The sequence below is a fragment of the Xanthomonas hyacinthi genome, assembly GCF_009769165.1.
Lineage (GTDB): Bacteria > Pseudomonadota > Gammaproteobacteria > Xanthomonadales > Xanthomonadaceae > Xanthomonas_A > Xanthomonas_A hyacinthi.
This window is the reverse complement of sequence record NZ_CP043476.1, coordinates 3,267,752-3,293,347: the sequence shown is the minus strand read 5'-3', so window position 1 is coordinate 3,293,347 and position 25,596 is coordinate 3,267,752. Positions and strand designations below refer to the sequence as shown.

Below are 25,596 nucleotides of genomic sequence, written 5' to 3'. Positions count from 1 at the left end.
TTCAATCGCCCCCCTTGTTGGCCTTGTTCGCCGGCGCCTTGCTGGACTTGAACATCTCCAGCATGCGCTCGGTGACCACATAGCCGCCAGCGGCGTTGCCGGCGCCGAGCAGGACGGCGAAGAAGCCCACCGCCTTTTCAAGCGTGGTATCGGCGTGGCCGAGCACCACCATCGCGCCGATCAGCACGATGCCGTGGATGAAGTTGGAACCGGACATCAGCGGGGTGTGCAGGATCACCGGCACCCGCGAGATGATCACATGCCCGGCGATGGCCGCCAGCATGAAGATGTACAAGGCCACGAAACCGTCGCTCATTACTCGCTTCTCCCGGGCGCCGCGCCCAACCGCCGCAATCATAACCGCGTACTGAATCGGCGGGCGATGGCTGTAGCGCACGTCATCCATTCCCGAGTAGGCCGCGTTGGGTCCGGCAGGCCGTCAACTGGTGGCGCGTGGCGCAGCGCTGACGGGTGGTCGGGTCAAGCCGCACGGCGCCGGCTGACGGGCTGCCAGACCCAACCCGTCGGGCCGCTCCTGCGCGCGCGGCCTGCTCGGGGATGGATGACACGCCCTAGGTCGGCGGCAACCGGCGGCAACCGACCCGATGGCCGGTCAACCCCTGCGGCGGCGGCGCGTTATCTACGGTATCCCCGCGCCAGGAAGCTAAGCTGTGCTGGTGAGTACGCCCGCCCTCGCCCCCCCATCGACCGACATCGACAGCGACGACGCTGTGCGTCCGCTGCCGGTGTCGCTGGACGCGTTCCTGGCCGAAATCGGCCCACGCGCGTTCCGCTTCGCCGAGGCCGGCCTGCGCCAGCGCGAGGATGCGCTGGATGCGGTGCAGGACGCGATGATCAAGCTGCTCGCCTACCGCGAGCGGCCGGCACAGGAATGGACCCCGCTGTTCTGGAGCATCCTGCGCCGGCGCATCATCGACCTGCAGCGCCGCCGCGGCTTCCGCCTGCGCTTCTGGGCGCCGGCCCGCGAACGCAGCGAGGACAGCCAGCCGGACTGGGCCGACGAAGGTCCCAGTCCGGCGCAGCGCCACGAGCAGCGGCAGACGCATGCGCGGCTGGTCACGGCATTGCGCACCCTGCCGGCGCGGCAGCGCGAAGCCTTCACCCTGCGCGTGCTCGAAGAGCTGGACGTGGCCACCGCCGCACGCGCGATGGGCTGCTCCGAAGGCTCGGTCAAGACCCACCTGTCGCGCGCCCGCGAAGCGTTGCAGAAACATCTGGAGGACCTCCGGTGAAACCCGACACCACACATTCGGCCGCGTTCGACGCGCAGATGCGCCGCCTGCACCAGGCCTCGCTGCGGGCGCTGCCGGCGCAGACCCTGGCGCGACTGCGCGGCGCCCGCCACGACGCCAGCCACAGCCGCGCGCAGGCCGCTCCGGCGCGACGCCGGGGCTGGCTGCTGGCGGCGGCACCGGCGCTGCTCGGCGCTGCATTCGGCATGCACCTGTTGCTGCGCCCGGCGCTGCCCGTCGCCATCCCGGCGGCGAGCGTCGCCGGCGCTCCCGCGGCGACGGCGGTGTCGGCAGCGTCGGCGGTATCGGCGAGCGTCGCCCAGCAAGGCGACGGCGACGACGCCGCGGCCGGGCTGCTCGAAGAAAACCCCGACCTGTACCTGTGGCTGGGTTCCGATAACTCGCTGGCGATGGAATGAACACGATGAACCGCCTGATCCGCATCTCGCTGACGCTGGCCCTGCTGGCCGGTGCCGCTCCGCTGGCGGCGTTCGCCGCGCCGCCGCCGCCGGATGCCGACGCCGATGCGGGCCCGCCGCTGCCGGACTGGGAGCACCTGAGCGCGCAGCAGCGCGAGTTGCTGATCGCGCCGATACGGCAACGCTGGAACGATGCACAGCAACAGCGACGCAGGATGTTCGAACATGCGCAGCGCTGGCAGACGATGACTCCCGAGCAGCGCGAACGCGCGCGCAAGGGCGCACGCCGCTACGAAGACATGCGTCCGCAACAGCGTGAAGAGGCGCGCGTGCTGTTCGAGCGCATGCGCGCATTGCCGCCGGAGCAGCGCAAGGCGCTGCGCGATCGCTGGGAAGCGATGACCCCGCCGCAGCGCGACGCCTGGATCAAGGCCAACGCTGGCCCGGACACCCGGCCAGCGCCGGATTCCAGGTGAGCGTCCTGCAAGCGCGTCGAGGCGGCCACAGCGTTTTTCGGAGCCGTTTACAGGCTGTCGCCGCGACTGAGCGCTGATCTCGGGCATCGATCGCGACAAGGCCGCCGATCGAATCCGTCGCGACAGATACCAGGGCTACATCGCGCCATCGCCCGGGTCGAAAATGCGGGAGCAGCTCGACTCAGAGGCGGTGGATTCGCGCACGAAGCGCAAGGCTGTCCTCGTTGAAAAACACCTCGGCCGGGGTATCGCCTGGGGGAGGATAGAAGGCGCGAACGAGAAAACGTGAGCCGACTCGCCCCTGCAAGTCAGCAGGAACCAGGAAGCGCACGTAGCGGCCTGAGCGCCTGATCAGCAAGTGGGGCTTTGGCAAACGGTACCTCAAACGATACCTCGGGAGGTCGTTCGAGGTCGTCTTCAGCCTTGGAAGATAGTCAGCGCAATCAATGAGTTAGCGCTGAAATTCCCACAACTGGAGCGGGCGATGGGAATCGAACCCACGTCAGTAGCTTGGGAAGCTACAGCTCTACCATTGAGCTACGCCCGCGTCGCCGGTGCAGTCTATGCGGTGGGTCGGCGGTTGCGCAAGAAATCGGCGCGACCGAGCTGCAGCGATGGGGGGCCGGCGCTTGAGCGATCGCGCTGCCAGTAGCTGCCAGTACTTGCATCTGGGATTTTTGTGGGAGGGGCTTCCAGCCCCGACGCCTTATCAATAATGCGTCGGGGCTGGAAGCCCCTCCCACAAAGGGCCGTTTCGGCGGCGCCCGTTCCTGAAGTCCAGCATGCCCGGCGCATGGCCGGGCATGCTGGACAACAGCGATACCGCGCTCAGAAGCTGCCGCCGAAGTTCACGAACAGCGAGGTGTCGTGCGCGCGGCTCTGGCCGCTGCTGGCGGCGATGCCGACATTGCTTTCCAGGCCCCACAGCCTGGTCCGCGCGCCCAGCACCACCGAGGCGTAGTTGCGGTCGATGGCCAGGCCCGGCACCGCGTAGGCGCCCAGCTCGGGCATGGTCTGCAGCCACGCGGTGGCCTGCTCGCCCTTCTTGAACTCGTGGTCGTAGGTCGCCTGCAGGTACGGCTTCACCGCGCCGGCGTCGAGGCTGGCCTTCCAGCCGACGCGGCCGACCAGCGACTCGACGTCCTGGTCGTAGTAGCCCAGCGCGCTGGAGTTGGGGTTGCTCTCGGTGTAGCCGTCGAGCTTGACCTTCTGCCAGATCGCCGCCGCCACCGGGCCGTGCTTGAACGCGCCCTGGCCGAATTCGTAGCCGCCCTGCAGCGCCGCGGTCAGGTTGCTGCCGTCCGGCGACCCGTTGTGCTCGATGGTGGCCGGGCCGAGGTTGACCTTGCGCTTGACGTCGTAGCTCAGCCAGCTGTAACTGACCTGGGCGTTGACCCAGGCGTGTTCGCCGTACCAGCCGGCGAAGCCGCCCAGGGTGCTGTCGTCCTGGGTGTAGTCGCCGCCGCGGTTGCCGAAGTCGGCATCCACGCGGCCGAAGCCGCCGAAGCCGCCGAACACCCACTCGCCGCGCGACCAGTCCACGCCGAACAGGCCGGCCGGGGCCAGGCCATCGTACAGGTCGCCGTGCGCGTAGCGCTGCATGTCGCCGCGCAGGTTGCCCCACCAGCGCAGGCCGTCCGCTTCCGCGCGGCCGTCGACGTGCCAGGCGACCTGGTCGGCGCGCGCGCGGCCGGTGACCTCGGCCGAGTGGCTCAGCACCTGCTGCAGACGCGGGCCTTCCAGGATCGACAGCGCGTACTGGGCCAGGATCTCGTGGGTGCGGCCGGTCGGATGGATGCCGTCGGCGAACACGTAGCTGTCGGCCGCATCGGCGCTGACGTAGCTGGTCGGGTTGCAGGTCAGCGACTGCGCGGTGATCTGCGGCTGGCAGGCGGTGCCGGTGGAGTTGCTGAAACCGTAGGTGGACGGGCTGGCGATCACTTCCTGCAGCAGGTGGAAGGTATCCACCGGGATCACCTGCAGCCCGGCGCTCTTCAGCCCGGCGAACAGCGCGCTGTTGTAGCTGCTGGCCAGCGCGGTGCCCTGCGCCATCGCCGTGGCGCCGCCGGCGCGGAAGCGCGGGGTGAGGCCGACGTCGGGAATGGCGGCGACCAGGACATAGCGCGCGCCGGCGCCCCGCAGGCTGGCGACGATGCCCACCTCCGAGGTCACCGCGCTGCCGATGGTGCTCTGCGCCGGTGCGCCGTCCGCCACCGCGAGCAGGTCGTTGGCGCCGCCCCACACGCTGTACAGCGCGTTCGGGTCGGCCTTGCCGCCGTTGGCGGCCAGATAGTTGCTGGCCTGCGTGGCCAGCGACGGCGCCACGCCCAGCGCGCTGGGATTGGCCACGCCGACGCGGGCGTTGCCGGCAGCGTAGTCGTCGCCGATCTGGCCATTGCCGTTGGCGTGGCCGTTGGTGCCGTAGTAGTCGGCGATGTACTGCGCCCAGACCCAGTCCGGATTGGTCGTGAACTGGCCGGTCACCGCCTGCGCCGAGGCCGGCAGCAGCGGCCGGTAGTAGCCGGCGTCGGTCAGGCTGTCGCCGAAGAACACGGTGCGGCTGTAGGTCTGCTGCGCGAACGCGGGTGCGGCGGCGAGCACGATCGCGGCAGCCAGCAGCGAACGGAGTGGACGGATGGACGAAGTCATGGATGCCCTCCCAGGCGATAATGACGGTGACGCAGGGAGCGGCCAGAACATACGCAGCCGCATGGCAGGCATGATTTCACCTCTGCCCCTCACGCTCACGTTGCACTGCCGCAATACATCGCGCGCGCGGCGGCATGCATTGCACAATGGATGCCATGAACATCGAATTGAACGGCCAGGTCCGCCCCTTGCAGCCCCACACCACCGTCGCCGCCCTGCTGCTCGAGGAAGGGCTGGCGCAGCGCCGGGTCGCGGTCGAGGTCAACGGCACGATCGTGCCGCGCGGCGCGCATGCCGCGCACGCGCTGCGCGACGGCGACCGGATCGAGATCGTGCACGCGCTGGGCGGCGGCTGAATCCCGCGCGGCGCGATGCGCGGCGCCCGACTCGGCAGCGCCGGGTGCGATGGGCGATAATCCGGCGATGAACGCTCCCGCCCCCCACGATGCGCTGCTGATCGCCGGCAAGCCCTACCGCTCGCGCCTGCTCACCGGCACCGGCAAGTTCGCCGACCTCGAACAGACCCGGCAGGCCACCGAGGCCGCCGCCGCGCAAATCGTCACCGTGGCGATCCGCCGCTCCAACATCGGCCAGAATCCGGGCGAGCCCAATCTGCTCGACGTGCTGCCGCCGGAGCGCTACACCATCCTGCCCAACACGGCCGGCTGCTACACCGCCGAAGACGCGGTGCGCACCTGCCGCCTGGCGCGCGAACTGCTCGACGGCCACAACCTGACCAAGCTGGAAGTGCTCGGCGACCAGCGCACCCTGTTCCCGGACGTGGTGCAGACCCTGAAGGCCGCCGAGATCCTGGTCGCCGACGGGTTCGAGGTGATGGTCTATACCAGCGACGACCCGATCCTGGCCAAGCGCCTGGAGGAGATCGGCTGCGTGGCGGTGATGCCGCTGGCCGCGCCGATCGGCTCCGGGCTGGGCATCCAGAACCGCTACAACCTGCTGGAGATCATCGACAACGCCAAGGTGCCGATCATCGTCGACGCCGGTGTCGGCACCGCCTCGGACGCGGCGATCGCAATGGAACTGGGCTGCGACGGCGTGCTGATGAACACCGCCATCGCCGGCGCGCGCAACCCGGTGCTGATGGCCAGCGCGATGCGCAAGGCGGTCGAGGCCGGGCGCGAGGCGTTCCTGGCCGGTCGCATCCCGCGCAAGCGCTACGCCAGTGCGTCGTCGCCGGTCGACGGGCTGATCGGCTGAGGCCGCGCATGACCGATCCGTTCTCCAGCGCCGGCGCCAAGACCCCGCCCAAGCCCTTCACCATCGAGGAAGGCCGCCGTCAGGTGCGCAGTTTCGTGCTGCGCCAGGGCCGCTTCACCCCCGCCCAGCAGCGCGCGTTCGACGCGCTGTGGCCGCGTTTCGGCCTGGACTACGCCGGCCAGCCGCGCGATCTCGACGCCACCTTCGGCCGCACCGCGCCCAAGGTGCTGGAGATTGGCTTCGGCAACGGCGAGGCGCTGCGCTTCGCCGCACGCCACGACCCGGCCCGCGACTACATCGGCATCGAGGTGCACGCGCCCGGCGTGGGCCGCGTGTTGAACGCGCTGGCCGCCGACGCCAGCGAACACGTGCGCCTGTACCACCACGACGCGGTGGAAGTGCTGGAGCACGAGATCGCCGACGGCGCGCTGGACGAGGTGCGCATCTACTTCCCCGACCCGTGGCACAAGAAGCGCCACACCAAGCGCCGCCTGCTGCAGCCGGCGTTCGCCGCACTGCTGGTGCGCAAGCTGCGCGCCGGCGGCCGCCTGCACGCGGCCACCGACTGGGCCGACTACGCCGAGCAGATGTGGGACGTGCTCGATGCCACCGCCGGCCTGGTCAACCGCGCCGGCCCGCGCGGCCACGTGCCGCGCCCGGACTGGCGCCCGCAGACCCATTTCGAGACCCGTGGCCAGAAGCTGGGCCATGGGGTGTGGGATTTGCTGTACGACCGGGAATCGGCCCTAGGGAATGGGGAATCGGAACAGCAACCGCCCCCGGTATCCGCATAGCGCCAACTGCGTCAGACCGTCGCTTCTGCCATTCTCCATTCCCGATTCCCCATTCCCGGCCCCGCATGGACACCGCGCTGACGCTGACCACCGATATGAAGCTCGTGCTCGGGCTGGTCGGCTTCACGATGGCGATGTTCGTGTTCGAGCGCATCCGCGCCGACGTGGTCGCGCTGGTGGTGCTGGTGGTGCTCGGGGTGACCGGGCTGATCGCGCCGGAGGAGCTGTTCAGCGGCTTCTCCGGCAACGCGGTGATGAGCATCATCGCCACCACCATCCTCGGCGCCGGGCTGGAGCGCACCGGCGCGCTGAACCGGCTGGCGTCGTGGCTGCTGCGCCGCGCGCACGGCGTGGAAGAGCGGCTGATGCTGCTGACCACCGGCATCGCCGGGCTCAATTCCTCGTTCATGCAGAATCCCTCGGTGATGGCGCTGTACCTGCCGGTGGCCTCGCGCCTGGCCGCGCGCACCGGGCTGACCCTGCAGCGGCTACTGCTGCCGATCGCCGCGGCGATCGTGATGGGCGGCGCGCTGACCATGGTCGGCAACTCGCCGCTGATCCTGCTCAACGACCTGCTGCAGTCGGCCAACAACAACCTGCCCTCGGGCATGGCCACGATCGAGCCGCTGCGCATGTTCGCGCCGCTGCCGATCGGCGTGGCGCTGCTGCTGGCGTCGCTGATCTACTTCCGCGTGCGCGGCGACCGCACGCTGATGGAAGAGGAGCAGCTGATCAACAACGGGGTCACCCCGGCGCGCACCGAGAGCTACTTCGCGCGCACCTACGGCATCGAAGGCGATGTGTTCGAACTGATCGTCAGCGCCGACAGCCCGCTGGTCGGCATGACCCTGGGCGAGGCCGAGACGGTGCACGACGCGCCGCTGCTGCTGGCCCTGAAGACCGGCAACGACACCCGCCTGGCGCCGCCGGCGGACATGCGCATCTGGGTCGGCAGCGTGCTCGGGGTGATGGGCGCGCGCCAGCAGGTGGCCGATTTCGCGCAGAACCAGTTCCTGCGCCTGTCCTCGCGGCTGCGCAATCTCGGCGACCTGTTCAATCCCAGCCGCGCCGGCATCTCCGAGGCGGTGATCCCGCCGACCTCGCGCTTCATCGGCAAGAGCGCGGCCGAGCTGCGCCTGCGCAAGCAGGCCGGGATCAGCCTGCTGGCGATCAACCGCGACAAGCAGGTGATCCGCGAGGACGTGCGCAAGGTGCCGCTGCGCGCCGGCGACATGCTGGTGTTCCACAGCATCTGGCAGGACCTGGCGCAGGCCTCGGAAAGTCGCGACTTCGTGGTCGTCACCGATTATCCGAAGGGCGAGCACCGCCCGCACAAGTTCAAGATCGCGATGACGATCTTCGCCCTGACCATCCTGATCGCGCTGACCAGCAAGCTGCCGGTGGCGCTGACCCTGATGACCGGCGTGGCCGGCATGCTGCTGACCGGCGTGCTGCGCATGGACGAGGCCTACGCCTCGATCAACTGGAAGACCATCTTCATGATGGCCGGGCTGATCCCGCTGGGCTGGGCGATGGACAGCAGCGGCGCGGCGGCGTGGGTCGCCGGCCATACCATCGCGCGGCTGCCCGAAGGCGTGCCGGTGTGGGCGCTGGAGATCGCGCTGGCGCTGCTGACCACCGCGTTCTCGCTGGTCATCAGCCACGTCGGCGCGACCATCGTGATGGTGCCGATCGCGGTCAACCTGGCGCTGGCCGCCGGCGGCAATCCCACCGCGTTCGCGCTGATCGTGGCGCTGTCGGCCTCCAACAACCTGATGACCGCGTCCAACCCGGTGATCTCGATGATCACCGGCCCGGCCAACTACCAGCCGCGCGAACTGTGGCGCGTCGGCACGCCGCTGTCGCTGATCTATACCGCGGTGGTGGTGCTGATGGTCAACCTGATGTCGATGGCCTGGTGGGGCGCATTCTAGCGCTCCGGCCGCATCACTACTCAGGCCAGCACCACCTGGCCCTCGCGCACCGCCACCGGCACCGCAAGCAGGCTCTGGCCGCGGCACGGCCCGGACACGCAGCTGCCGTGCTGCAACTCGAATGCAGCGCCATGCGCGGCGCAGACCACGTGTCCTTCGCGGCTCTTCAGGAACTGCCCCGGCGCCCAGTCGAGCCGGCGCCCGGCATGCGGGCACACGTTCGCCCAGGCGCGCACGCCGTCGCCATCGCGGTACAGCAGCAGCGATGCGACCTCGCCGCCAAGCGTGGCCTCGGCTTCGACCAGACTGCCGGGTTCGATCTGCTCCAGCTGCGCCAGCACGGCGGGCGACGATGACTCGGTCATGGACGACGGCGGCAACGCGGAAAGGGCCGCCATTCTTGCATGTCCGCGATTCGCTACCCGCACCGCGCTTCACCCGGCAACGGCATGCAACCCATTGAACAGGGAAGTGTTAATTTTTCGCTTAACGAACTTTTCACTCCGTCACAGAAGACAGCGCCGATACTGCGCCCTCGGTTCCAACTGACACAGACTTCTGCCATGCGTACACGCGCCTTCAATTTCGATCAGTTCCGGCATGTCTTCGCGCCGCGCAAGCCGCGCCATCCGCTGGTGAAGCTGGCCGTCGGATTGCTGGGCCTGGCGATCCTCGCCGGGCTGGTGTTCGTCAGCGTGTTCGTCGGCGCGGCGATGATCCTCGGCGGCATCGCCATGAAGCTGCTGAGCCAGCGCGGCAGCAAGCGCCCGTCCGCGGCGCGCCAGCAGGTGGTCGATGGCGAGTACCGCGTGTTGCGCAAGCCGGCGTTGCCGTTGTAAGGCCGGGATTGGGGATTCGGGATTGGGGATTCGTGAAAGCGACATCCGCACGCCTGCCGGAGTCGGGTCGAACCTGACGCGCTAAACTGCTGCATCCCGTTCTTCTCTGGATGCGTGCCCATGAAAGACCTTTTCGCCGCTGCCGAAGCTCCGCGCGTGCCTGTGCGTGGGCTGGGGTTGTTTCCGGTGCATCGCATCTACTGCGTGGGCCGCAACTTCGCCGACCATGCGCGCGAGATGGGCGCCAGCGCTCCTGCCTCGAAGGCCGCGCGCGGCCAGCCGACGTTCTTCATGAAGCCGGCCGATGCGCTGGTGATCGGCGACGACGCCATCCCCTACCCGACCGCAACCCAGGACCTGCACCACGAAGTGGAACTGGTGGTGGCGCTCGGCCAGGATGCGCCGGCCGGCGTGCTCGGCGTCGAGGATGCCGCCGCACTGGTGCTCGCCTACGGCGTCGGCCTGGACCTGACCCGGCGCGACCTGCAGGCCGCGGCCAAGGCCAAGGGCCTGCCGTGGGACATCGCCAAGGGCTTCGACCATTCCGCGCCGATCAGCGACCTGATCCCGGCCGGCGAAGTCGGTGCGCTGGAGGCGCTGAACCTGTCGCTGGAGGTCAACGGCCAGGTGCGCCAGCAATCGCTGCTCGACCAGATGATCTGGAACGTGCCGGAGATCCTGCACGAGCTGTCCAAGCTGTTCGCGCTGCGCGCCGGCGACCTGGTGTTCATGGGCACGCCGGCCGGCGTGGCCGCGCTGCAGCCGGGCGATCGCTTCAGCGCGCGGCTGGAGAACGTCGCCGAGCGCCACGGCACGATCGTCGCTTGAGCGACCAGCGCATGCGCGTCGCCGCGCGCTGCGCAACGTGATCCGCGAACGACGGCGACTGCGCGACTGCGCGACTGCGCTAGGCTTGCACGGCGGCGACAGGCCCGCGCAACGATTGAGGAGCCCCGATGGGCATGATCCGCGAGTTCAAGGAATTCGCCATGCGCGGCAACGTGCTGGACCTGGCGGTCGGCGTGGTGCTCGGCGCCGCGTTCGGCAAGATCGTCACCGCGCTGGTGGAGAAGATCATCATGCCGCCGATCGGCATGCTCGCTGGCGGCGTGGATTTCTCGCGCTGGGCGTGGACGCTGCAGGCGGCGACGGCGGATGCGGCGGGCAAGGACGTGCCGGCGGTGGTGATCGGCATCGGCGATTTCCTCAACACCATCCTCCAGTTCGTGATCGTGGCCTTCGCCATCTTCATGCTGGTCAAGGCGATCAATCGCCTCGCGCGCAAGGAACCGCCCGCGCCCAAGGCGCCGAGCGAGGAAGTGCTGCTGCTGCGCGAGATCCGCGATGCGTTGAACAACGACGCCGCGCCCAAGTAGGCGGCGCGCATGCCAGCCACGCGCTGCTAAGCTCGCGGCTTCCCCTGTTGCGGAGTCCTCCATGCGCCGTCTTGCCGTCGTCATCGCCGCCATGCTCGCCACCGCGTCCGCCGCCGCGGCCGAGACCACCCGCATCCCGGCCGCGGCGCTGTCCACCGCCGCCACGCTGCGCGAGCAGGCGCTGGCCGACGACACCGGCTGGAAGGTGGTCGAATCGCTGACCACCGAGGTCGGCCCGCGCATGGCCGGCAGCGAGGCCGATGCGCGCGCGGTGGCGTGGGCCACGGCCAAGTTCAAGGCGCTGGGCTTCGACAAGGTGTGGACCGAGCCGGTGACGTTCCCGAAATGGGAGCGGCGCAGCGAGCACGCACAGGTGCTGGGCGCAAACGCGCAGCCGCTGCGCGTCACCGCGCTGGGCGGCAGCCCGGCCGGCACGGTCGAGGCCGAGGTGGTGCGCTTCGCCGATCTGGCCGCGCTGCAGGCCGCACCGGCCGATGCGCTGCGCGGCAAGATCGCCTTCGTCGATTACCAGATGCTCAAGGCACGCGACGGCAAGGACTACGGCAACGGCGGCGCGGTGCGCAGCAAGGGGCCGTCGGAAGCGATACGCAAGGGCGCGATCGGCTTCGTAATGCGCTCGGCCGGCACCGATTCGCACCGCGTGCCGCATACCGGCATCACCCGTTTCGAGGAAGGCCTGACCCCGGTGCCGGCGGCGGCACTGTCGGTGCCCGACGCCAACCAGCTGGCGCGGCTGCTCGCGCGCGGCCCGGTGCGCCTGCGCCTGGCGCTGGACTGCGGCTGGGACGGCCAGGCCACCTCGTACAACGTGATCGGCGAGATCACCGGGCGCAGCAAGCCCAAGGACGTGGTGGTGATCGGCGGTCATCTGGATTCGTGGGACCTGGGCACTGGCGCGATCGACGATGGGGCCGGGGTCGGCATCAGCATGGCCGCCGGACACCTGATCGGCCAGCTCAAGCGCGCGCCCAAGCGCACGATCCGCGTGGTCGCCTTCGCCAACGAGGAGCAGGGGCTGTACGGCGGCAAGGCCTATGCGCAGGCGCATGCCAAGGACGTGGCCTTGCACCAGATCGCCGCCGAGAGCGACTTCGGCGCCGGCCGCATCTATGCGTTCAACACCGGCTCGGGCGACGCGGCGGGCTCGCGCGAGGCGACCCGGCAGATCGCCGAGGCGCTGGCGCCGCTCGGCATCGACTACGCGCCGGACAGCGGCGGCCCCGGCCCCGACGTGGGCCCGCTCGCGGCCAAGGGCGGCGCCTGGGCGTGGCTGGCGCAGGACGGCAGCGACTACTTCGACCTGCACCACACCGCCGACGACACCCTGGACAAGATCGACCCCAAGGCGCTGGCGCAAAACGTCGCCGCCTACGCGGTGTTCGCCTACCTGGCCGCGGAAGCCGACGGCGGCTTCGGCAGCCAGGCCAAGACAGTGCAACCGCCCAGGGAGTAAGCTGGCCGGCCTGCCGCGGGGATGCGTGCAGGCTTTCCCCCTTTCGCAGCATCGCCAGGACCCACGATGGGCAAACGGCAAGGTCGTGCAGGCTCCGCGGTGACGCTGCTGGATGTGGCGCGGCACGCGGGTGTCTCGCCGATGACCGCCTCACGCGTGATCAACCGCCACCCGCGGGTGGGCGCGGCGATGCGCGAGCGCGTCGAGGCCTCGATCAAGACGCTCGGCTACCGTCCCAACCTCGCCGGACGTTCGCTGCGCACCGCCAGCCTGGCGCGGATCGGCGTGCTGTACAGCAATCCCAGCGCGGCCTATCTCAACCAGTTCATGCTCGGCGTGCTCGAGCAGAGCAGCCTGGACGGCAGCCAGGTGCTGGTGGAAAAGAGCGACGACATGGGCAGCCAGCGCGCCGCCACCGAGCGCCTGCTCGACGCCGGCGTGGACGGGGTGATCCTGCCGCCGCCGCTGTGCGACTCGCGGCAGACCATCGAGGAACTGGACGCGCGCGGCATCCCGGTCGTCGCGGTAGCCACCGGCACGCCGATGCAGGGCGTCAGTTCGGTGCGCATCGACGATTACCAGGCGGCCTGCGCGATCACCCGCCACCTGATCGACCTCGGCCACCGCGACATCGGCTTCATCAGCGGCGATCCCAAGCACACCCCGAGCGCGCTGCGCAGCCGCGCGTTCTTCGACACCATGGCCGCGGCCGGCCTTCCGGTCGCCGCCACGCGCGTGGCCGAAGGCCTGTTCACCTATCGCTCCGGACTGGTCGCCGCGACCGCGCTGCTGCACGCCGCGCCGCGCCCCACCGCGCTGCTGTGCAGCAACGACGACATGGCCGCCGCTGCGGTCGCCATCGCCTACGGCCTGCGCCTGCGTGTGCCCGAGGACCTGTCGATCGCCGGCTTCGACGACACGCCGGTGGCGACCACGATCTGGCCCGAGCTGACCACCATCCACCAGCCGGTCACTGCGATGGGCCGCGCGGCGGTGGCGCTGCTGCTCGGCGAGATCCGCCAACGCCGCGACGGCCTGCCCAGCCGCGGCATCCACCAGGTGATGAAGTACACGCTGGTGACGCGCGGCTCGACCGCGCCGCCGGCGGATGCGCCGTTGCCGCAGGCGGCCGGCTAGGGCGTGTCATCGATTCCCGAGCAGGTCGCGTTGGGACAGACCCAACCCGCAGGGCAGCGCTTGTGCGCGCACACGGTGCGGTGTCATCGCTCCAGCTCACTTCCTCCCGCTCTCCCTGCCCCATGCACGCGCAAGAACGGCGCGCCGGGTCGCCGCCGAAGCGGGCGATGTTGTCGCGCACCCAGCGCCGCGCCGCGATCTGGTCGAGCAAGGCGCAGTTGCCGGAGGCATGGCGCCCGGCAGCAGGCACAGAAGCGCCGGCAGCGCCGCCGGCTTCACCGTGTCGCCTCCGACGCCGCGACGCGGCTGCGCCAGGCGCCGAGCAGCACCGCCGTGGCGGCGGCGACGTTGAGGCTTTCCACCGCGCCGCTGCCGGGGATCGACAGGCGCAGTTCGCAGGCCTGCGCGAACGCGCGGTCCATGCCCTCGCTCTCGGCGCCCATCACGTAGACCAGGCGCGGCGGCAGCGCGGCGGCGAACACATCGTCGCCGCCGTCCACCAGCGTCGCCGCCAATGCGAAGCCGGCCGCACGCAATTGCACCAGCGCCGCCTCCGCCGGCGGCAGCCGCACCAGCGGCAACGCCTCGGCGCCGCCCTCGGCCACGCGCGCGGCGGCACCGGACAGGGCCAGCGTCGCCGTGTCCGGCAGCAGGATCGCGGCGGCGCCGAAATGCGCGGCCGAGCGCAGGATCGCACCGAAGTTGTGCGGGTTGCCGACCCCGTCCAGCCACAACGCCAGCGCCGGACCCGGCGCCAGCATCTGCAGCCACGCCGCCAGCGGCAACGGTTCGGCGCGCACCACGTCGGCGACCACGCCCTCGTGGTGCGCGCTGGCCGCGAGCTTGTTCAGATCGGCCTCCACCACCACGCGGTAGCCGATGCGATTGGCCGCGCACCACTTGAGCAGGGGCTGCAGCGCCGGAATCCGCGCCTCGGCCAGGTACAGCTTGCGGATCGCCTCGGGCCGGCGCGCGTATACCGCACGCACCGCGTTGAGTCCGTACAGGCGCAGTTCGCCGCGATTGGCGTCGGCCGCACGCGGCACGGGCGCGGAGCGTTCGGGCGGCGCGGGCGGGCGCGGGCCGCGCGGACGGTTGCCCCAGGGATTGTTCATCGCGGCACGCTCGGCAGTGCCGCGCACGCGGCGGCGGCAACGCACGGGGAAGAAAGGTCATGACACATGGGCAAGCTCTCCTGGAGCGCAATGGCGACGCACCGTACCGGCGCGACCCGGCGATTTTCGCTCATCCCGGCACTGCAGGTGCGGTTGCCGTCGTGCACGCGGCAACGCCTGCGCGCCTGCGCTCGGTCGGCGCGGCCGGCACCGGCATTTCCGCCCGCCATGGCGACGGCGTCCGGCGACGGCGCATGGATTGTCTACCCACCGCGCCGAGAACGAGAACAGCGATCCGATTGCGACCGTGAAACCGTTTGCCATTCCTGGGCGCCATGCCGAATTCACCGCAAAAGGCGACGAATTTTCACAATCGCCTCGCTCCGGCGTGGCTCATCGTCGCCTCGGCACGGCACGGCACGGCAACGGACGTGGTTATCGACAACAACCACGACCGCACCACCCGGCTTCGCAGTGCCGGCCCCCTCGCCTCGAAACCAAGACGACTGCTCCGGTACAAGCGGACGCAGGCTGCAGCACCGAGCCGAGCGGGATCCCGCAGCAATCCTCCCTGTCTCATCACCACAAGGCGATCCCAATGAGATCCTCTGTCTGTATCGCACGATCGACACTGCGTCGTTGTTCCAGCGCCGCACTGATGCTACTCACCCTGCTCGGTGTGGCCGGCGCCGCATCGGCGGCGACCCAGGATGGCGCGCCGGATGCCAGACTCGCCCGGGTCGGCAGCCTGCGCGCAGAACACAAGCCGGCAGGCGTCCCGAGCAGCTACGTCATGACCCCGTTCGGCTCCTTTGCGCCGGAGTGCGTGCATCACCTCGGCAACGGCGAGCGGATCCTCGACGACGGCGGCATCCAGCGCGCCGATGGCCGGCGCGAGCAGCCGCTGCTTTGCACGCAGGACAATTTCACCCCGGACGGGATCAGGGTAAGGCCGGACGGTCGCGGCGTCGAAGGCCAATTGGTGCGCAGCGTTGCCGTGCCCGCGGCCGCGCGCCGGCAATCGGTCGAAAAGCCCATCGACTCGGGGTGGATCCAGGCGTCCGGCTATACCACCGGCGTGCCGATCGGGCGCATCGTGGCCAGCTGGAAAGTGCCGCCCAGCCCGAGCAATGCGGCCGACCAGACCGTCTACTTCTTCCCGGGCCTGGTAGGCGAGACCATCCTGCAACCGGTCCTGGGCTATCGCGGCTACAACAACAGTTGGGACCTCAGCAGCTGGAACTGCTGCAAGGACGGCACCGTGTGGTTGAGCGATTCCATTTCCGCCAAACCCGGCGACCAGATCGTGGGAGACACTTACTCGACGTGTGCCGCAGGCGTCGTCTGCTCCAAATGGAACATCGATACACACAACGTGACCAGCGGACAAAGCGTCAGGCTGACCAGTGTTCCTTACGGCAATACGGATCAGGTGGTGGGCGGCGCACTGGAAGTGTATTCCGTGGACAGCTGCGACCAGTATCCGAGCAGCGGCACGATCACCTTCAGCGACATCGCGGTCTATGACCGCAACTTCAACCGGGTGACGTCGCCGCCATGGGAGTCGATCAGCGACAGCTCCGATATCAGCCCGCAATGCAACTACGCCGTGGACACCACCGCCACCTCGGCGACGATCTCCTACTGATTCCTACTGAGCGCGTCCGGCCCCTTTGGGCGCGACACCGCTGCCGGCCGCAGGCCGGCAGCGCGTCATCGCGGCACGCGCGAGCGCGCGGCGATCATTCGCTGCGCGGCGCTGGCGGCAACAGGCGTTCGCGCCACAGATCGGCGTTCTTGATGCCCAGCGGCAGCGGATCGAATACCGGATCCAGGCCGGCCTTCTTCTGCCGCTCGTAGTCGCGCAGCGCCAGCAGCGCCGGCTTCTGCAGGATCAGGATGGCGATGATGTTGAGCCAGGCCATCAGGCCCACGCCGATGTCGCCCAGCGACCACGCCAGCTTGGCGTCGTGGAACGCGCCGAACACCACCATGCCGAGGATGCCCAGCCGAAGCACCAGCACGCTGAACGGACGGCGGCGGTTGCCGTTGATGTAGCTGAGGTTGGTCTCGGCCATGTAGTAATAGGCCATGATCGTGGTGAAGGCGAAGAAGAACAGCGCCAGCGCCACGAAGCCGGCGCCCCAGCCGGGCAGGATCGCGTCCACCGCGGCCTGCGCGTAGCCCGGGCCTTCCTGCACGCCGCGCAGGCCGGCGAACAGGTGTTCGCCGCCGTCCGGCGCATACACGTTGTACTTGCCGGTGGCCAGGATCAGGAACGCGGTCGCGGTGCACACCATCATCGTGTCGAAGTAGATCGCGAAGGCCTGCACGTAACCCTGCTTGGCCGGATGCGAGACCTCGGCGGCGGCCGCCGCATGCGGGCCGGTGCCCTGCCCGGCTTCGTTGGCGTAGATGCCGCGCTTGACCCCCCACTCCACCGCCAGTCCCAGCAGCGCGCCGAACGCGGCGTGCGCGCCGAACGCGCTGCGGAAGATGATCGAGAACATCTCCGGCACCCGCTCGGCGTTGAGCACCATCACCACCACCGCCATCAGGATGTAGCCCAGCGCCATGAACGGCACCACGATCTCGGCGAAGGTGGCGATGCGCCTGACCCCGCCGAAGATGATCACCGCCAGCAGCAGCGCCACGCTCGCGCCGATGCCCAGCTTCAGCGCCTGCACCGCCGGCAGCCCCAGCCACACCCCGTCGAGCGGGCCGCACAGCGGGCCGCCGCGGCAGGCGTTGACCACGCTGTCGGCGATCGCATTGGCCTGCACGCCGGGCATCAGGAAGCCGGTGGCGACGATGGTGGCGAACGCGAACAGCAGCGCGTACCACTTCAGCCCCATCGCCTTTTCGATGTAGTACGCCGGGCCGCCGCGGTAGCGCCCGTCGGCGTCCTTGACCTTGTAGATCTGCGCCAGGGTCGATTCGATGTACGAGGTGGCGGCGCCGAAGAAGCCCATCACCCACATCCAGAAGATCGCGCCCGGCCCGCCGAAGGCGATGGCGGTGGCCACGCCGGCGATGTTGCCGATGCCGATGCGCCCCGCCATCGACATCGCCAGCGCCTGGAACGAGGACACGCCGGCATCGGATTTCTGCCCGCCGATGGTCAGCCGCAGCATCTCGACGAAGCCGCGCACCTGCATGAAGCGGGTGCGGAGGGTGAAGTACAGGCCGGCCGCCAGGCACATGAAGATCAGCGCCTTGCTCCAGATCAAGCCGTTCAATGCCGTGATGATCGATTCCACGCAGTTCCCCGAGGCGCTAGAAGGTCGCCCCGCGAACGGGGGCTGCCTCGATTGTGCATGAATCGGCGCTGACTGCGAAACGCATCTCGCTCCAGAGGTGCACGCGGCGAGCGGGCGCCACCGTGCTAGCACGAGCTGCGCGCAGGCCGCCGTCGCGTCCTCGTGCGTCCGAAGGGTGCCTGGCGCTCAACCAGCTCGCGCGATCCGGCCGCATGCGCATGCGCGGCGAGACGGGATCGGAATCGTGCTCGCGGCAAACCGCCGCACGAACGCTCACCGAACCAGCATGAGTCTTCCGCGCGAGACAGCGCAGGACTGCCCCCGATCACGGCTCCGGCATGACCGACCGGACGGAAGGATCGTGCCTGCGCCGATCCTTCCGCATCCAGCATGTACAGCGTGTACTCAGCACGTTGCTCCGGTGCGCAATGCACCAGCCGTGGCATTCACTTCAATGATTCGCTGTGGCGACGATTGCCTGACCGACATCGTGCTCCACCACGCTCCAGGCGAGGATGCCGTAGCCCTTGTTGCCCCACTGGGTGCCCCAGTGGTTCTGGATGAGCAATCCATCGGCGTTGTAGCCGACCGCGAGAACTTCATGATAGCCCTGGATCTTGCCGCTGTTGTCTCTATCGACCGGGTTGCTGGGGGACATATTGTCGAATCCAGGACGCACCGCAAAGCTGATCGCGACCGGCTGATGATTCGCCAGCGCCACCTTCAGCGCGTTGCTGAGCGCACTGCCGCCGTTGGCGTTGCCGTCGGAGAACAGCACGGTATAGTCCTTGAACAACTGCGGCTTGAATCTTGCCGCATTCGCGCGCTCGGCGTCGGTAGGCAGATCTTTCCAATCGTAGTTGCCCTGGAAATAGTCCTGCTCGGTATCGATCCCCTGCTTGATCGAGAGACGAAACGCGTCCATCGGATCAGCCCCCTCGTCGACGCCGCCGTTTATCTGGGAATAGACGTACATCGGGGCGAACAGGTTGACGCTTTTCCCATTGAAATTGGCATACCAACCGGCGAGGTCATGGGCGACGGTCCACCCCACGCATGAGTTGACAGCTCCCTGATCCCCGATCGCCACCGCCCAGCGGCTCAGGTCGACGCTGCTCGGCGGTGCCGACGCGATGTTCGCGGCGCTCACCTCGGGCATGGTCACCGGCTGCCGCAGCTTCGGCAACATTGCGCCCATGCCGTGCCGCGCGTTGTCGGCCATCGCCAGGCCCGCGCAAGACAAGCCCGCGAGGCAGATGAGGCCGGACCAAATCAGGCGTGTGTTCTTCATTATGTTCTCTCCGTTGAAAAGTCATTGTTTCGACAACCGGCGGCTGCCAGATGAGGTGTGGCGATCGCAACGGCCATGCATGTCCTCGTCGCCGAGCGGCGCACATGGCCGGCGCCGCGAAGCGTGGCGGAAGCGCGAAAGGAAGGATTGGCCGAATACGCGTTGAAACGCGATAATTCAGCACAACTTCCGCAAATCGAGATGTCGTCACGACAACTTCGCAACTGGCGTCACGCCTATGCGAAACAAACCGTAGACAAATGCCACGGCCGCGCTCGCCGCAGGCGGCAACCGCCGTGCTCGCTTGAAGTCGCGCGACACCACAACAACGGACAGCACTGAACCGGCACGCGACGGGCGCAAGTGGCAATCCCAGCATCTCGGCAGGCGCACCGGCGAACTGTCCGCATGCGATCGCCCGCCACAGAAGCCTCCGCGTCACGCGGGCGACGCGCGCCGACCCTAGATGCCTCTGGCACCCGTGGCCACGACCATGCGCCCTCGCCAGCCGCATAGCGTGCCGGAAAACCCGCATCCACGCGTCCATCATCGCCGGCGGCGGTACGGCGCGCCGCACTAAGGCGCCTGTATGCGGCCGAACAGGTGCAGGTCGTGCAGGCGCCCATGCTTGCGCAGCGCGCCGCGGCGGATGCCTTCGCGCACGAAGCCATTCTTCTCCAGCACCCGCGCCGAGGCCGGATTGCTGTCCAGCACGCTGGTCTCGATACGCAACAGCCCGAGCGCGGGAACCGCCCAGTCCAGATACGTGGCGACGATCCGGGTCATGCGGCCCTGGCCCCAGTGCCGGCGCCCCAGCCAATAGCCCAGTTCGGCGACATGCGTGCGCTCGCCGCGCCCGGGACGCACGGCGATGCTGCCACAGGCCTCGCCATCGATCTCGATCGCCAGCAGCGGATGGTCTAGATCGACCACCCGCCCGCTCAGGAACGCCTCGCCGTCGGCACGCGTATACGGATGCGGGAAGCGCTCGCTGAGGCCCCGCACCACTTGCGCATCGTCGGCATGGCGCAGCAGCGCATCCAGATCGTCGCCGCGCCAACGGCGCAGCTGCATCCCGTCGATGCTCAGGCGCAGATCGCGCCATGCCGTGGCGCTGGGGTCATCGGGCATCGGCCGTGCTCCTGCAGGCGGGCAACCGAGCATAACCGCGGCGGCGCGCACGCGCAGCGCCGCCCGATGCATGCGCGCGCCGCGGAGAAGCGCGGCGGCACATGGCCGCCGCGACATCCGCCGTGGCGCCAGCGCACACGACAGGCCGGCGAAAGGTTTGCACGCGCTAATGCAGCGCGCCCTCCCTCCTCCGCAACCGTCCCGAGCCGTCCCGATGCATTCCGCGACCTCCGCCGCTGCGGCACGTATTCCGATCTTCATGTACCACAACATCGCGCAGGCGCCGCGGCAGTTGCAGGTGTACCGCAGTCTGTACGTCGCGCCGGCGCGCTTCGCGCGGCAGATGCGCCTGCTGCGGCGGCTGGGCTACCGCGGCGTGTCGATGTCCGACGCCATGCCCTACCTGCGCGGCGAACGCCACGGCCGGGTCGCCGTGGTGACCCTGGACGACGGCTACCTCGACAACCTGCATGCGGCGCTGCCGGTGTTGCAAGGCCTGGGCTTCAGCGCCACCGTGTACGCGGTCAGCGGCAGCATCGGCCGCCACAACACCTGGGACGCGCAGAAACTCGGTATCGAAAAGCCGCTGATGAGTCTGGCCGAGCTGCGCCAATGGCGCAGCGGCGGCATGGAGATCGGCGCGCACACGCGCTCGCATCCACGCCTGACCGCGTGCAGCGATGCCGATCTGCGCGAGCAGATCGGCGGCTGCAGGCGCGAACTGGAAGATCGGCTCGGCGCACCGGTCACCCAGTTCTGCTACCCGTACGGCGACGTGGACGCGCGCGTGGCCGCGGCGGTGCGCGAGGCCGGTTATGTCGCCGCGACCACCACCCGCCGCGGCCGCGCCGTGCCCGGGTCCGATCCCTGGCGCTATCCGCGCATCCAGGTGGCGCGGCACCACCTGCTGCCGCAGTTCGCGCTGCGCGCGCTGACCGGCTACGAGGATCGGCGCGCATGAAGTTCCTGTTCGTCGGCACCAATCCGGAGAACACCGGCGCGGCGACGCACTTCGTGGCGCTGGCGCAGGCCCTGACCGGCGCCGGCCATCGCGTCGAGGCGATCGCCTGCACAGGCGGGCTGATCGCCGAGGAACTCGGCCGCAGCGGCATCGGCGTGCACTTCGGCCATTTCCGCAACGCGCTGGATCCGGCCGGCTACGCGCCGCTGCTGCGCCTGGCGCGGCGCCTGCAGCCGGATTGGCTGGTCGGCAATTTCGGCAAGGAATACTGGCCGCTGCTGCTGGCCGGCCGCGCGCTCGGCATCCGCGTGGCGCTGTTCCGGCACCGCGCGCCGGCGATGCGCGCGTGTTCCGGCTATGCGATCCCGCGCCTGGCCTCGCGCTTCTTCGCCGTGTCGCGCTATGCGCGGCAGGCCTACCTGGACCGCGGCGTGCCCGAGGCGCTGGTGCAGGTGCTTTACAACCCGGTGAACATGGAGCGCCTGCGTGCGGATCCGCGGCGCGGGCGCGAGATGCGCGCCCTGCTCGGCCTGCCCGAGGATGCGATCGTGGTCGGCTACAGCGGCCGCCTGCAGCGCGGCAAGGGCATCTTCCCGCTGCTGGAAGCGGTGTCCGCGGCGATGGCGAGCGAACCGGCGTTGCATTGCCTGTGGCTGGGCGATGGCCCGGATGCGGCGCGCCTGCACGCGCAGGCCGGCGCCCAGGCCAGTGCCGGACGGCACCGCTTCGTCGGCTGGGTCAACGACACCACGCCGTACTACAACGCGATGTCGATGCTGGCCTTTCCCTCGCTGGCGCCGGAAACCTTCGGCCGGGTCTCGGTGGAAGCGCAGGCCAGCGAAGTGCCGGTACTCGCCAGCCGCGTCGGCGGCGTGGCGGAGACGCTGGATGCGGACGTCAGCGGCGAACTGCTGCAGCCCGGCGACGTGGCGGCCTGGCGCGATGCGATCCTGCGCCTGTGCGATGCGCAGCGCCGCCAGCGCATGGGCCAGGCCGGCCGCCAGTTCGTGCAGCGCCACTTCGCCGGCGCGGTGATCGCCGCGCAGTTCGTGCAACTGCTGCAGGCGCCGCGGCGCGCGCCGCAGCGGCTGACGCAGACGCAGCCCGACGCGCACTGAAACCAGCCGCCGGTGCCTGCTGCGCCCGCTTCAAAGCGCGGAAACGACGAAGCGAACACCAACGCCGGGAACGGCAGCGACCCGGCAGCCCTGCCGGGCCGCTGCGATCAGCCCTGCAGATCCAGCAACGTCAGCACCTGCGCCGCCAGCACCTCGGCGTTGTCGCCGTCGGCGCGCAGGTGCAGCTCCGGCTGCTCCGGCGCCTCGTACGGTGAATCGATGCCGGTGAAGTTGGGGATCTGCCCGGCGCGGGCCTTGGCGTACAGCCCCTTCACGTCGCGCGCTTCGGCCACGTGCAGCGGCACGTCGACGAACACCTCGACGAAGTCGCCCGCGGCGAAGCGCTCGCGCGCCATCCGCCGTTCGGCACGGAACGGGGAGATGAAGCTGACCAGCACGATCAGCCCGGCGTCGGCCATCAGCCGCGCCACCTCGGCGACGCGGCGGATGTTCTCCACCCGGTCCTCGTCGGTGAAGCCCAGATCGCGATTCAGCCCGTGGCGCACGTTGTCGCCGTCGAGGATGAAGGTGTGATAGCCGAGCGCATGCAGGCGCTTGTCGACCAAATTGGCGACGGTGGACTTGCCGGCGCCGGACAGGCCGGTGAACCACAGCACCTTCGGCGTCTGGCCCTTGATCCGCGCGCGTGCGGCGCGATCCACCTCCAGGTGCTGCCAGTGCACGTTGCCGGCGCGGCGCAGCGCGAAATCCAGCGTGCCGGCGGCGACGGTGGCGTTGCTCTGCCGGTCGATCAGGATGAAGCCGCCGAGCGCGCGGTTGCGCGCGTATGGCTCGAAGACGATCGACTCGTCCAGCGACAGGTTGCAGTAGCCGACCTCGTTCAATTCCAGGCGCTTGGCGGCCAGCCGCTCCTGCGTGTTCACGTCGATGCGGTGCTTGATCTCGCTGACGCTGGCCGACACTGTGCGGGTGCCGATCTTCAGCCAGTACGGACGCCCCGGCAGCAGCGCGGCATCGTCCATCCACAGCACATGCGCGGCGAACTGGTCGGCCACTTCCGGCGGGTCGGCGGCGGCGGCGATCACGTCGCCGCGGCTGATGTCGATCTCATCGGCCAGGGTCAGCGTCACCGCCTGCCCGGCCACCGCCTGGTCCACATCGCCGTTGCCGTCGAGCACCCGCGCCACGCTGGAGCGGCGCGCCGACGGCAGCACCACCACCGCATCGCCCGGTCGCACCTGGCCGGCCGCGAGCGTGCCGGCGAAACCGCGGAACTGCTGGTTCGGGCGGTTGACCCACTGCACCGGCAGGCGCAGGCCGCTGTCGGCATCGCGCGCGGCCAGGTCCAGGCGCTCCAGGTGTTCGAGCAATGCCGGGCCGTCGTACCAGGGCGTGCGTGCGGAACGCTGCGACAGGTTGTCGCCGTCCAGCGCCGACAGCGGGATGCACTGCACCTGGGCGATGCCCAGCTGCGCGGCCAGCGCCGCGTAGCTGGCGGCGATCGCATCGAAGGTGGCCTGGTCGAAATCGACCAGGTCCATCTTGTTCACCGCCAGCACCACGTGGCGGATGCCGAGCAGGGCGACGATGTAGCTGTGCCGACGGGTCTGGGTCAGCAGGCCCTTGCGCGCATCCACCAGCACCACCGCCACGTCGGCGCTGGACGCGCCGGTGGCCATGTTGCGGGTGTACTGCTCGTGGCCGGGGCAGTCGGCGACGATGAACTTGCGCTGGTCCGTATCGAAGTAGCGGTAAGCCACATCGATGGTGATGCCCTGCTCGCGCTCGGCGGCCAGGCCGTCGAGCAGCAGCGCGTAGTCGATCTCGCCGCCGCGGGTGCCGTGGCGCTTGCTGTCGGCGCTGAGCGCGGCGAGCTGGTCGTCGAACAGGCGCTTGCTGTCGTACAGCAGGCGCCCGATCAAGGTGCTCTTGCCGTCGTCGACGCTGCCGCAGGTGATGAAGCGCAGCAGCGGCTTGTGTTCGTGCTGCTGCAGGTAGGCGGCCACGGCGTCGCCGCCATCGCCGGGAATGGGGAATGGGGAATGGGGAATGGAAACAGCGGTCTCCCACGACTCATCCGGTGGCTGCGATGCTTCTTGCTTTTGCACTTGCGATTCCCGATTCCCTATTCCCCATTCCCGGCCCATCAGAAATACCCCTCCAGCTTCTTCTTCTCCATCGACGCGCCCGGATCCTGGTCGATCACCCGCCCCTGCCGCTCCGAGGTGGTGGCCAGCAGCATCTCGGCGATGATCTTTTCCAGCGTATCGGCCTGCGACTCGATCGCGCCGGTCAGCGGATAGCAGCCCAGGGTGCGGAAGCGCACCTGCCGCAACTGCGGCACTTCGCCGTCGCGCAGCGGCAGCCGCGCGTCGTCCACCAGGATCAGCGCGCCGTCGCGCTCCACCACCGGGCGTTCGGCGGCGAAATACAGCGGCACCACCGGAATCGACTCGCGGTAGATGTACAGCCAGATGTCCAGCTCGGTCCAGTTGGACAACGGGAACACGCGCACGCTCTCGCCGGCATGGACCCGGGCGTTATAGAGGTTCCACAGCTCGGGGCGCTGGTTCTTCGGGTCCCAGCGATGCTTGTCGTTGCGGAACGAAAATACCCGCTCCTTGGCCCGCGCCTTCTCCTCGTCGCGGCGCGCGCCGCCGATCGCCGCGTCGAATTTGCCCTGATCCAGCGCCTGCTTCAGGCCCTGGGTCTTCATCACGTCGGTATGCACGGTGGCGCCGTGCGTGAACGGGCCGATGTCCTGGGCGATGCCGTCGGGATTGATGTGCACGCGCAGGTCCACCCCGGTTTCGGCGGCGCGGCGGTCGCGGAAGGCGATCATTTCGCGGAACTTCCAGCGCGTGTCCACGTGCAGCAGCGGGATCGGCGGCGGCGCCGGCGCGAACGCCTTCAGCAACAGGTGCAGCAGCACCGAGCTGTCCTTGCCCACCGAATACAGCAGCACCGGATTGCGGAACTCGGCGGCCACCTCGCGCAGGATGTGGATGCTTTCGGCCTCGAGCCGGTCGAGGTGGGACAGGGCGGAAGAACGCATCGGGGACAACGCAAGGCTCATTGGAAAGGGGGATGCCGAGGGTAGCAGCGCCCGCGGCCTGGGACGACCGGGGCTGGCAGTGTGTGATGCGCCTGGCAGGCACTGAAATAAGCGGGGGGCATAAGCCGATAACCC

Annotated in this window: 24 protein-coding genes, 1 tRNA gene and 1 pseudogene; 15 read left to right on the top strand and 11 right to left on the bottom strand. The window is 69.3% G+C overall.

What is annotated here, in order from left to right; all coding sequences use genetic code 11:
• Nucleotide 1: 1 nt before the first annotated feature.
• Nucleotides 2–316: an NAD(P) transhydrogenase subunit alpha part 2 gene (locus tag FZ025_RS14460; RefSeq protein ID WP_046978248.1), complete on the bottom strand. Its 315-nt coding sequence runs from the start codon at nt 314–316 to the stop codon at nt 2–4.
• A gap of 355 nt (nt 317–671) precedes the next feature.
• Here FZ025_RS14460 and FZ025_RS14455 point away from each other — a divergent pair, with 355 nt between their 5' ends.
• The 3 genes from FZ025_RS14455 to FZ025_RS14445 are packed head-to-tail and all read left to right on the top strand — an operon-like array spanning nt 672 to nt 2,148.
• Nucleotides 672–1,253, top strand: a complete 582-nt coding sequence (locus FZ025_RS14455) for an RNA polymerase sigma factor (protein ID WP_104558264.1) — start codon at nt 672–674, stop codon at nt 1,251–1,253.
• Nucleotides 1,250–1,672, top strand: coding sequence for a hypothetical protein (locus tag FZ025_RS14450; RefSeq protein WP_053057405.1), 423 nt, complete (start codon nt 1,250–1,252; stop codon nt 1,670–1,672). Before FZ025_RS14455 ends, FZ025_RS14450 begins: the two co-directional genes overlap by 4 nt.
• A gap of 5 nt (nt 1,673–1,677) precedes the next feature.
• Nucleotides 1,678–2,148 carry a DUF3106 domain-containing protein gene (locus tag FZ025_RS14445; RefSeq protein WP_104558281.1) on the top strand — a complete coding sequence of 157 codons (471 nt, stop codon included), beginning with the start codon at nt 1,678–1,680 and terminating at the stop codon, nt 2,146–2,148.
• A 473-nt stretch (nt 2,149–2,621) separates the two neighbouring features.
• Here the strand turns inward: FZ025_RS14445 and FZ025_RS14440 are convergent.
• Both FZ025_RS14440 and FZ025_RS14435 read right to left on the bottom strand, forming a co-directional pair.
• Nucleotides 2,622–2,695 (bottom strand) — tRNA-Gly (locus FZ025_RS14440).
• A gap of 281 nt (nt 2,696–2,976) precedes the next feature.
• Nucleotides 2,977–4,797, bottom strand: coding sequence for an autotransporter domain-containing esterase (locus tag FZ025_RS14435; protein ID WP_046981655.1), 1,821 nt, complete (start codon nt 4,795–4,797; stop codon nt 2,977–2,979).
• Between the two features lie 155 nt (nt 4,798–4,952).
• Between FZ025_RS14435 and thiS the strand changes: the two genes are divergently transcribed.
• From thiS to FZ025_RS14415, 4 genes are all read left to right on the top strand, one after another.
• The gene (gene thiS, locus FZ025_RS14430) at nt 4,953–5,153 is read left to right on the top strand and encodes a sulfur carrier protein ThiS (RefSeq protein ID WP_046981659.1); all 201 of its coding nucleotides are present in this window, start codon (nt 4,953–4,955) and stop codon (nt 5,151–5,153) included.
• Nucleotides 5,154–5,220: 67 nt separating this feature from the next.
• Nucleotides 5,221–6,015 carry a thiazole synthase gene (locus FZ025_RS14425; RefSeq protein WP_046981658.1) on the top strand — a complete coding sequence of 265 codons (795 nt, stop codon included), beginning with the start codon at nt 5,221–5,223 and terminating at the stop codon, nt 6,013–6,015.
• A gap of 8 nt (nt 6,016–6,023) precedes the next feature.
• Nucleotides 6,024–6,809, top strand: coding sequence for a tRNA (guanosine(46)-N7)-methyltransferase TrmB (trmB, locus tag FZ025_RS14420; protein WP_046981654.1), 786 nt, complete (start codon nt 6,024–6,026; stop codon nt 6,807–6,809).
• A 65-nt stretch (nt 6,810–6,874) separates the two neighbouring features.
• Nucleotides 6,875–8,743 (top strand): SLC13 family permease, encoded by a 1,869-nt coding sequence (locus FZ025_RS14415; RefSeq protein WP_104558263.1) that lies wholly within the window; start codon nt 6,875–6,877, stop codon nt 8,741–8,743.
• A gap of 20 nt (nt 8,744–8,763) precedes the next feature.
• Here the strand turns inward: FZ025_RS14415 and FZ025_RS14410 are convergent, their stop codons facing one another.
• A complete protein-coding gene (locus FZ025_RS14410) occupies nt 8,764–9,108 on the bottom strand; it encodes a Rieske (2Fe-2S) protein (protein WP_104558262.1) in 345 nt (114 codons plus the stop codon).
• 198 nt (nt 9,109–9,306) lie between these two features.
• Here FZ025_RS14410 and FZ025_RS14405 point away from each other — a divergent pair, with 198 nt between their 5' ends.
• From FZ025_RS14405 to FZ025_RS14385, 5 genes are all read left to right on the top strand, one after another.
• Nucleotides 9,307–9,582, top strand: a complete 276-nt coding sequence (locus FZ025_RS14405) for a hypothetical protein (RefSeq protein WP_104558261.1) — start codon at nt 9,307–9,309, stop codon at nt 9,580–9,582.
• Nucleotides 9,583–9,702: 120 nt separating this feature from the next.
• The gene (locus tag FZ025_RS14400; RefSeq protein ID WP_046977908.1) at nt 9,703–10,410 is read left to right on the top strand and encodes a fumarylacetoacetate hydrolase family protein; all 708 of its coding nucleotides are present in this window, start codon (nt 9,703–9,705) and stop codon (nt 10,408–10,410) included.
• 128 nt (nt 10,411–10,538) lie between these two features.
• A complete protein-coding gene (mscL, locus tag FZ025_RS14395) occupies nt 10,539–10,958 on the top strand; it encodes a large-conductance mechanosensitive channel protein MscL (protein ID WP_046977907.1) in 420 nt (139 codons plus the stop codon).
• Between the two features lie 61 nt (nt 10,959–11,019).
• Nucleotides 11,020–12,432, top strand: a complete 1,413-nt coding sequence (locus tag FZ025_RS14390) for a M28 family peptidase (protein ID WP_046977906.1) — start codon at nt 11,020–11,022, stop codon at nt 12,430–12,432.
• 66 nt (nt 12,433–12,498) lie between these two features.
• Nucleotides 12,499–13,569 carry a LacI family DNA-binding transcriptional regulator gene (locus FZ025_RS14385; protein ID WP_046977905.1) on the top strand — a complete coding sequence of 357 codons (1,071 nt, stop codon included), beginning with the start codon at nt 12,499–12,501 and terminating at the stop codon, nt 13,567–13,569.
• A gap of 184 nt (nt 13,570–13,753) precedes the next feature.
• On the opposite strand, the pseudogene FZ025_RS22940 reads toward FZ025_RS14385, so the two are convergent.
• Both FZ025_RS22940 and FZ025_RS14375 read right to left on the bottom strand, forming a co-directional pair.
• Nucleotides 13,754–13,819: pseudogene (locus FZ025_RS22940) on the bottom strand (hypothetical protein); the annotation flags it as partial.
• Nucleotides 13,820–13,844: 25 nt separating this feature from the next.
• A complete protein-coding gene (locus FZ025_RS14375; RefSeq protein WP_046977952.1) occupies nt 13,845–14,684 on the bottom strand; it encodes a TrmH family RNA methyltransferase in 840 nt (279 codons plus the stop codon).
• A 658-nt stretch (nt 14,685–15,342) separates the two neighbouring features.
• Between FZ025_RS14375 and FZ025_RS14370 the strand changes: the two genes are divergently transcribed.
• Nucleotides 15,343–16,332 (top strand): hypothetical protein, encoded by a 990-nt coding sequence (locus tag FZ025_RS14370; RefSeq protein WP_104558260.1) that lies wholly within the window; start codon nt 15,343–15,345, stop codon nt 16,330–16,332.
• Nucleotides 16,333–16,426: 94 nt separating this feature from the next.
• Here FZ025_RS14370 and FZ025_RS14365 read toward each other — a convergent pair whose 3' ends face one another.
• The 3 genes from FZ025_RS14365 to FZ025_RS14355 form a co-directional block, all read right to left on the bottom strand.
• The gene (locus FZ025_RS14365) at nt 16,427–17,887 is read right to left on the bottom strand and encodes an alanine/glycine:cation symporter family protein (RefSeq protein ID WP_386269848.1); all 1,461 of its coding nucleotides are present in this window, start codon (nt 17,885–17,887) and stop codon (nt 16,427–16,429) included.
• Between the two features lie 508 nt (nt 17,888–18,395).
• Nucleotides 18,396–19,235 (bottom strand): C1 family peptidase, encoded by an 840-nt coding sequence (locus FZ025_RS14360; protein WP_046977902.1) that lies wholly within the window; start codon nt 19,233–19,235, stop codon nt 18,396–18,398.
• Nucleotides 19,236–19,811: 576 nt separating this feature from the next.
• On the bottom strand, nt 19,812–20,366 hold the full coding sequence (locus FZ025_RS14355; protein ID WP_046977901.1) for a GNAT family N-acetyltransferase: 555 nt from the start codon (nt 20,364–20,366) through the stop codon (nt 19,812–19,814).
• Nucleotides 20,367–20,580: 214 nt separating this feature from the next.
• Between FZ025_RS14355 and FZ025_RS14350 the strand changes: the two genes are divergently transcribed.
• Together FZ025_RS14350 and FZ025_RS14345 are read left to right on the top strand one after the other, a co-directional pair.
• The gene (locus tag FZ025_RS14350) at nt 20,581–21,327 is read left to right on the top strand and encodes a polysaccharide deacetylase family protein (protein WP_104558259.1); all 747 of its coding nucleotides are present in this window, start codon (nt 20,581–20,583) and stop codon (nt 21,325–21,327) included.
• Entirely contained in the window at nt 21,324–22,445 is a 1,122-nt protein-coding gene (locus FZ025_RS14345) for a glycosyltransferase family 4 protein (RefSeq protein WP_046977899.1), read from the top strand. The genes FZ025_RS14350 and FZ025_RS14345 overlap by 4 nt, the downstream gene beginning before the upstream one ends.
• 107 nt (nt 22,446–22,552) lie before the next feature.
• On the opposite strand, the gene cysN is transcribed toward FZ025_RS14345, so the two are convergent.
• Both cysN and cysD read right to left on the bottom strand, forming a co-directional pair.
• Nucleotides 22,553–24,553: a sulfate adenylyltransferase subunit CysN gene (gene cysN / locus FZ025_RS14340; RefSeq protein WP_046977898.1), complete on the bottom strand. Its 2,001-nt coding sequence runs from the start codon at nt 24,551–24,553 to the stop codon at nt 22,553–22,555.
• Nucleotides 24,553–25,461, bottom strand: a complete 909-nt coding sequence (gene cysD / locus FZ025_RS14335; RefSeq protein ID WP_208803662.1) for a sulfate adenylyltransferase subunit CysD — start codon at nt 25,459–25,461, stop codon at nt 24,553–24,555. The genes cysN and cysD overlap by 1 nt, the downstream gene beginning before the upstream one ends.
• Nucleotides 25,462–25,596: the final 135 nt, after the last annotated feature.

Excerpts from the sequence above, each read along its gene's own strand:
- FZ025_RS14460 (WP_046978248.1), bottom strand. The coding sequence starts at position 316 with ATGAGCGACGGTTTCGTGGCCTTGTACATCTTCATGCTGGCGGCCATC.
- FZ025_RS14445 (WP_104558281.1), top strand. The coding sequence starts at position 1,678 with ATGAACCGCCTGATCCGCATCTCGCTGACGCTGGCCCTGCTGGCCGGT.
- FZ025_RS14435 (WP_046981655.1), bottom strand. The coding sequence starts at position 4,797 with ATGACTTCGTCCATCCGTCCACTCCGTTCGCTGCTGGCTGCCGCGATC.
- thiS (WP_046981659.1), top strand. The coding sequence starts at position 4,953 with ATGAACATCGAATTGAACGGCCAGGTCCGCCCCTTGCAGCCCCACACC.
- FZ025_RS14425 (WP_046981658.1), top strand. The coding sequence starts at position 5,221 with ATGAACGCTCCCGCCCCCCACGATGCGCTGCTGATCGCCGGCAAGCCC.
- trmB (WP_046981654.1), top strand. The coding sequence starts at position 6,024 with ATGACCGATCCGTTCTCCAGCGCCGGCGCCAAGACCCCGCCCAAGCCC.
- FZ025_RS14415 (WP_104558263.1), top strand. The coding sequence starts at position 6,875 with ATGGACACCGCGCTGACGCTGACCACCGATATGAAGCTCGTGCTCGGG.
- FZ025_RS14410 (WP_104558262.1), bottom strand. The coding sequence starts at position 9,108 with ATGACCGAGTCATCGTCGCCCGCCGTGCTGGCGCAGCTGGAGCAGATC.
- FZ025_RS14405 (WP_104558261.1), top strand. The coding sequence starts at position 9,307 with ATGCGTACACGCGCCTTCAATTTCGATCAGTTCCGGCATGTCTTCGCG.
- FZ025_RS14400 (WP_046977908.1), top strand. The coding sequence starts at position 9,703 with ATGAAAGACCTTTTCGCCGCTGCCGAAGCTCCGCGCGTGCCTGTGCGT.
- mscL (WP_046977907.1), top strand. The coding sequence starts at position 10,539 with ATGGGCATGATCCGCGAGTTCAAGGAATTCGCCATGCGCGGCAACGTG.
- FZ025_RS14390 (WP_046977906.1), top strand. The coding sequence starts at position 11,020 with ATGCGCCGTCTTGCCGTCGTCATCGCCGCCATGCTCGCCACCGCGTCC.
- FZ025_RS14385 (WP_046977905.1), top strand. The coding sequence starts at position 12,499 with ATGGGCAAACGGCAAGGTCGTGCAGGCTCCGCGGTGACGCTGCTGGAT.
- FZ025_RS14375 (WP_046977952.1), bottom strand. The coding sequence starts at position 14,684 with ATGAACAATCCCTGGGGCAACCGTCCGCGCGGCCCGCGCCCGCCCGCG.
- FZ025_RS14370 (WP_104558260.1), top strand. The coding sequence starts at position 15,343 with ATGCTACTCACCCTGCTCGGTGTGGCCGGCGCCGCATCGGCGGCGACC.
- FZ025_RS14365 (WP_386269848.1), bottom strand. The coding sequence starts at position 17,887 with ATGTGCCTGGCGGCCGGCCTGTACTTCACCCTCCGCACCCGCTTCATG.
- FZ025_RS14360 (WP_046977902.1), bottom strand. The coding sequence starts at position 19,235 with ATGAAGAACACACGCCTGATTTGGTCCGGCCTCATCTGCCTCGCGGGC.
- FZ025_RS14355 (WP_046977901.1), bottom strand. The coding sequence starts at position 20,366 with ATGCCCGATGACCCCAGCGCCACGGCATGGCGCGATCTGCGCCTGAGC.
- FZ025_RS14350 (WP_104558259.1), top strand. The coding sequence starts at position 20,581 with ATGCATTCCGCGACCTCCGCCGCTGCGGCACGTATTCCGATCTTCATG.
- FZ025_RS14345 (WP_046977899.1), top strand. The coding sequence starts at position 21,324 with ATGAAGTTCCTGTTCGTCGGCACCAATCCGGAGAACACCGGCGCGGCG.
- cysN (WP_046977898.1), bottom strand. The coding sequence starts at position 24,553 with ATGGGCCGGGAATGGGGAATAGGGAATCGGGAATCGCAAGTGCAAAAG.
- cysD (WP_208803662.1), bottom strand. The coding sequence starts at position 25,461 with ATGCGTTCTTCCGCCCTGTCCCACCTCGACCGGCTCGAGGCCGAAAGC.